General features: G+C 63.7%; 8 protein-coding genes. 6 read left to right on the top strand and 2 right to left on the bottom strand.

What is annotated here, in order from left to right; genetic code table 11:
• Positions 1–198 precede the first annotated feature (198 nt).
• Positions 199–384 carry a Flp family type IVb pilin gene (locus EOC06_RS32465; RefSeq protein WP_013529446.1) on the top strand — a complete coding sequence of 62 codons (186 nt, stop codon included), beginning with the start codon at positions 199–201 and terminating at the stop codon, positions 382–384.
• A 27-nt stretch (positions 385–411) separates the two neighbouring features.
• Here the strand turns inward: EOC06_RS32465 and EOC06_RS32460 are convergent, their stop codons facing one another.
• Positions 412–1,287, bottom strand: a complete 876-nt coding sequence (locus EOC06_RS32460) for a methyltransferase domain-containing protein (RefSeq protein WP_128309708.1) — start codon at positions 1,285–1,287, stop codon at positions 412–414.
• 65 nt (positions 1,288–1,352) lie between these two features.
• Between EOC06_RS32460 and EOC06_RS32455 the strand changes: the two genes are divergently transcribed.
• Genes EOC06_RS32455 through EOC06_RS32435 form a run of 5 tightly spaced genes read left to right on the top strand, consistent with a single transcriptional unit; the run spans position 1,353 to position 4,426 of the window.
• Positions 1,353–2,153 carry a ComF family protein gene (locus EOC06_RS32455; protein WP_127271367.1) on the top strand — a complete coding sequence of 267 codons (801 nt, stop codon included), beginning with the start codon at positions 1,353–1,355 and terminating at the stop codon, positions 2,151–2,153.
• Positions 2,154–2,180: 27 nt separating this feature from the next.
• Complete coding sequence (gene grxC / locus EOC06_RS32450) at positions 2,181–2,450, top strand: glutaredoxin 3 (protein ID WP_127322226.1); 270 nt, start codon at positions 2,181–2,183, stop codon at positions 2,448–2,450.
• A gap of 10 nt (positions 2,451–2,460) precedes the next feature.
• Positions 2,461–3,327, top strand: coding sequence for a carbon-nitrogen hydrolase family protein (locus EOC06_RS32445; RefSeq protein WP_128309707.1), 867 nt, complete (start codon positions 2,461–2,463; stop codon positions 3,325–3,327).
• Entirely contained in the window at positions 3,324–3,749 is a 426-nt protein-coding gene (locus tag EOC06_RS32440) for a DUF1178 family protein (protein ID WP_023811158.1), read from the top strand. The genes EOC06_RS32445 and EOC06_RS32440 overlap by 4 nt, the downstream gene beginning before the upstream one ends.
• Positions 3,750–3,763: 14 nt before the next feature.
• Positions 3,764–4,426: a hypothetical protein gene (locus tag EOC06_RS32435; protein ID WP_127322210.1), complete on the top strand. Its 663-nt coding sequence runs from the start codon at positions 3,764–3,766 to the stop codon at positions 4,424–4,426.
• A 90-nt stretch (positions 4,427–4,516) separates the two neighbouring features.
• Here EOC06_RS32435 and EOC06_RS32430 read toward each other — a convergent pair whose 3' ends face one another.
• Positions 4,517–5,002, bottom strand: coding sequence for a MarR family winged helix-turn-helix transcriptional regulator (locus EOC06_RS32430; RefSeq protein ID WP_128309706.1), 486 nt, complete (start codon positions 5,000–5,002; stop codon positions 4,517–4,519).
• Between the last annotated feature and the right edge of the window lie 19 nt (positions 5,003–5,021).

The raw sequence follows: 5,021 nt of genomic DNA, 5'->3' as shown, positions 1-5,021 counted from the left end.
CCTACACGCTGCGCCGCAGCGTGCTGCAGCCGCAACCGAGCTCGGTCTGCATCATCAGGTCCAATGGCAGGAGCAGCGGCGACTGCTGACATGGTTAAGAGATTTCGGAAAGGCGGCGGTTTCATCGCCTGTTAAGCCTTTGCCGTTAACCTTTCTTAACAGGTCGGCGGTAAGGTCCCGGACAGAGGGGTTGAGGCCATGAAAGCAGTGCTGCTGGGTTTTCTGAACGACGAGACCGGCGCCACGGCCGTCGAATATGGCGTCATCATCGCCGTGCTGTCGCTGGCCATCGTCGGCGGTATCGGTGAGGTCCGCGACGGGATCATCTGGCTGTTCAGCGACAACAACAGCAAGCTTGCGAACGCTTTCGCACCCACGCCCTGATCCGGCTTTCCGCGCCTGCGGGCAGGATCATTGCCCGCCGGGCGCCTCCAGGATTGTTTTCAGCGAGACCTTGGCCGACCCTGGCTTAAGCGGTTTTTGCTGCGATGCGTCGGGCGCCCAGCCGGACATCCAGACAATCGAGAAACTTGCCCTCACGCGGCCGTCGGGGTCGGAAAACCGCTCGGCGTAGATTTCCGCCGCGCGGGCAAACAGCTTGCGCGAGCCCGGCCGCCGGCTGCGATCGGTGAGCGCAGAGGTTTCGCCCATGGCCCGCAGATCCGCCATCAGGTTGAACAGGCTGGCATAGCGCACCGTCACCGTCTCTACGTCGGCGACCGGCAGAGCGAGACCGGCGCGCTGCAGCAGCGCACCGGCATCGCGCACGTCGGTGAACGGGGCGACACGCGGGCTGGCGCCGCCGTAAAGCTCGGTCTCGGCCGAAAGCAGGCTTTCGCGCAACTCGAAAAGCGTACCGGCGCCGGCAAAGGCGCCGAGGAAAAGCCCATCCGGCCGCAACGCAAGGCGGATCTGGATCAGCATGCCGGGAATGTCGTTCATGGCCTGCAGCGACAGAAGCGACACCGCCAGATCGAGGCTTTCCGCTTCGAACGGCACGGTTTCGAGCGGTGCGATCAAGCCGGCGCCGCCACCGCTCAGGAAGGCCGTGTCCGCCTCGACGCGGACAATGTCGGCGACCTTGCCGCTTTCGGCGAGCGTTTCAGCCGCCGCCGGCGTCTGGCAAAACAGCACAGCCGCCTTGCCGAACCTGCGCTCGACGGCGCCCAGCCGGTCGGCAAGGTCCTCGGCCGTGCGGCGCATGAGGAAGTCCGCACCGTCGACCGGATGGGCAAGCGCGCGCCGCTTGTGCGCCAGCCATAGAGAGGTATCCATTATCGGCTGCAACGGGCAGATCCTTTGTTTGTCCACGCTCCGGGATCGTTGATATAGTGGCGCGCAGGAGCAACCACGTGGCCGATCCGATGCCCAAGATCAAGTCCATCGCGATCACGAACCTGGCCCGGTCGGTTGTCGGCTGGCCGGCGCGTATGCTGTTTCCGCCGGTCTGCGCCGGTTGCCGCCGGCATGTCTCGCAGCCAGGCGTGCTGTGCGGCGCCTGCTGGCCGAAGCTCAGGCTGCTGGAGCGGCCATGGTGCCCGGTCATGGGCACGCCGTTCACCCACCATATGGGCGAAGGCTTTCTGTCGGCCGAGGCGATTGCCGATCCGCCGCCTTTCGAGCGGGCGCGGGCGGCGGTCGCCTATTCCGGCGTTGCCCGCCAGATGGTGCAGGGGCTGAAATACCAGGATCGCACGGATCTGGCACCCTGGATGGCGCGCTGGATGGTTCGCGCCGGTGCCGATCTCATCGCCGAGGCGGATGTGGTGGTGCCGGTGCCGCTGCACTGGCGGCGCTTTTTCAGGCGGCGCTTCAACCAATCGGCGGAACTGGCGAGGGCGGTCTCGACGCTTAGTCAACTGCCCTTCGCCCCCTCGGCGGTGCGGCGCGTGAAACTCACCCGCCAGCAGGTCGGGCTGGAGCGCGGGGAACGCGAGGAAAATGTGCGGGCTGCCTTTCGGGTACCCGCCGAGGCGGAAATCGAGATCGCCGGCCGCAGGGTGCTTTTGATCGACGATGTCTACACCACCGGCGCCACGGTGCGTTCCGCCACCAAGGCGCTGAAAAGGGGAGGTGCGGCCGCCGTCGACGTGCTGACCTTTGCCCGTGTGTTGCCGGGGGACTTCCGGGCGGACGAGTCCGCGACTATATAAGTCGGCAACGAACAGCGGAAATTCGTCATGGCCGATGTCACGATCTACACCCGCATGATGTGCGGCTATTGCACGGCAGCCAAGCGGCTGCTCGAGCGCAAGGGCGTCGCCTTTACCGAGCACGATGCCTCCTTCTCGCCGGAACTGCGCCAGGAGATGATCTCCCGGGCGCATGGCCGCACGACCTTTCCGCAGATTTTCATCGGCGATACACATATCGGCGGCTGTGACGACCTCCACGATCTGGAAGCTGAAGGCCGGCTGGACAAACTGCTCGCCAACGGCGCGACGAATTAAGGGAATGACGATGGGTGTTTTCAAAGCCGCGGCGATCCAGATGCGTTCAGGCGAGAGCCCCGAACGCAACGCCGTCGATCTCGAACGGCTGGTGCGCGAAGCAGCCAGCCAGGGCGCGACCTACATCCAGACGCCGGAAATGACCGGGGCGCTGATCCGCGACAAGGAAGCCCGTGCCGCCTTGTTTACGTCCGAAGACAAGGACATCGTCGTTTCGACCGCGCGCAGATTGGCCAGGGAACTCGGCGTCTTCCTGCATATCGGCTCGACCGCCATCCTGCGGGCCGACGGCAAGCTCGCCAACCGGGCGCTGCTGTTTGGCCCGGATGGTGCTGCGCTCGCCACCTACGACAAGATCCATATGTTCGACGTCGACCTCGATAATGGCGAAAGCTGGCGCGAATCCGCGGCTTACGAACCGGGCACCGAGGCCGTCGTCACCGAGATCGAGGGTGCAAAGCTCGGCTTCGCCGTTTGCTACGATCTGCGCTTTCCGCAGCTCTTCCGCGCCGAGGCACTGGCCGGCGCCGACCTGCTTTCCGTACCTGCCGCCTTCACCCGCCAGACCGGCGAGGCACACTGGCACGTGCTGCTCAGGGCCCGCGCCATCGAGAACGGCGCCTATGTCGTCGCCGCTGCGCAAGGTGGCCTGCATGAGGATGGCCGCGAGACCTACGGTCATTCGCTGATCGTCGATCCGTGGGGCCGTATCATCGCGGAAGCCGCGCATGACGCGCCTGATGTGATCGTCGCCGAGATCGACCCGGCGCAGTCGCTTGCCGCGCGCAAGAAGATCCCCAATCTCAGAAATGCACGGGATTTCGCCGTCAATGCCGGTTCGGGCGAGGCGCCGCGGCTCAGGGGTGCAGCCTCTTGATCCGCTTTGCCCTGATCTGCGAGCACGAGCACGAATTTGAAGGCTGGTTCCGCAGCAACGACGATTTCGACACCCAGAAGAAGCGCGGCTTTGTCGATTGCCCCACCTGCGGCTCGCACAAGGTGCAGAAAGCGCTGATGGCGCCGGCTGTCTCCACGGCGCGCAAGCAGGAAACCATAGCGCTGGCCATGGGCGAGGCGCAGAAGCAGGCTTTGGCACAGCTCAAGGCGATGGCCGAGAAGGTGCGCGAGAATGCCGACTATGTCGGCGACAAGTTCGCCGAGGAAGCGCGAAAGATCCATTTCGGCGAGAGCGACCCGCGCGGCATCTATGGCGAGGCGACGCTGGACGAAGCCAAGAGCCTGGCCGAGGACGGCGTCGAGTTCATGCCCATCCCGGTGTTCCCGGACGATCGCAACTGAATTCCGAGGGAGCTTTGCGCGACCCAGAAGCGATTGAGCCGGAACGCAGCATAAGAGCCGTCGTTGGCCGATTAGCCCGCTGGGCCGCCGTGAAGCTTAGCGGTACCCGAACGGTCGACGGATTGCTCATCATAAGCGACAAGGGCACCGACAAGATCGTCGAGGCGCTTCAGCTTATTCGTGATTTTGATCCAGTGCGCTACAGACGGCTGCTTGGTGACGTAAGACAGGTATTCGTCACAACCCTTCCTGCTTCCGTCGCGCAATGGGCAAACTCCTCCAAGGCGTGCGAATTGGACGAGCGCCATATCATCAGCGAAGAGACGACGCCGGAATTGGTCGCTTCGATTATCGTCCATGAGGCCACCCACGCGCGGCTTATGCGATGCGGTATCGGCTACGAAGAGGCGTTGCGGGATCGCGTCGAGCAGGTCTGTCTGCGTCGAGAAATAGCCTTTGCGGCCAGACTGCCGACAGGAAAGGGCCGGGGCCAGCAAGCTGAAGCGACACTTGAGGCCATGCCGGACTTTTCCGATAAGGCGATGAGTGAGCGAAATCTCAGTGGTTTGCGAGATGCTCTGCTCTACCTCAACATGCCGACCCGGCTTGTCCACCTCACCGTATCATACCAGCGCTGGAAACACCGGCGCCGGTTCTCGCGGCAGCCTATGAACTGACCGGCTAGAGCATTTCACCGTTTCACGGAGAGGGCGCTCTAACTCTTTGTTTGACGCAATTCCAGGCGGAAAACTTTTCCTGGAGTTGCTCTAGCCCACACTCCCGATCAATTTCTCAAGCAGCCGAGAGAGCGTCTCCTGTTCCGCCGGCGTCAAGCCCGAGAGAACCTCGTGTTCGTTGGCCACGTGGGCGGTAACGGCTTCATCGATCAAGGCCAGGCCCTTGTCGGTCAGCCGCACGACAATGCCGCGCCTATCGTTGGGATGCGGCCCGCGCAGGATCAATCCGGACGTTTCGAGCCGATCTAGCCTGTTGGTCATGGCGCCGGACGTCACCATCGTCGCCTCGTAGAGAGCGGTCGGCGTCAGCGCGTAGGGAGAGCCTGAACGGCGCAGCGTTGCCAGCACGTCGAATTCCCCGGACTGCAATCCATAACGGGCAAACAACGGCGCCAGGCGCTCGCGGGCGATCAGCGAGGCGGCCTCGTTCAGCCGCCCGAGCACACCCATTGGCGAGACATCCAGATCGGGCCGCTCCCGCCTCCATTGCTCGATCGCTCTTGCTGCCCTGTCCAATTGTCTCACCATCATATAT

It is taken from the genome of Mesorhizobium sp. M7A.F.Ca.MR.362.00.0.0 (assembly GCF_004023175.1).
In the GTDB taxonomy this organism is placed as follows: domain Bacteria; phylum Pseudomonadota; class Alphaproteobacteria; order Rhizobiales; family Rhizobiaceae; genus Mesorhizobium.
The sequence above is the reverse complement of the archived record's forward strand: the minus strand, read 5'-3'. Positions and strand labels throughout refer to the sequence as shown.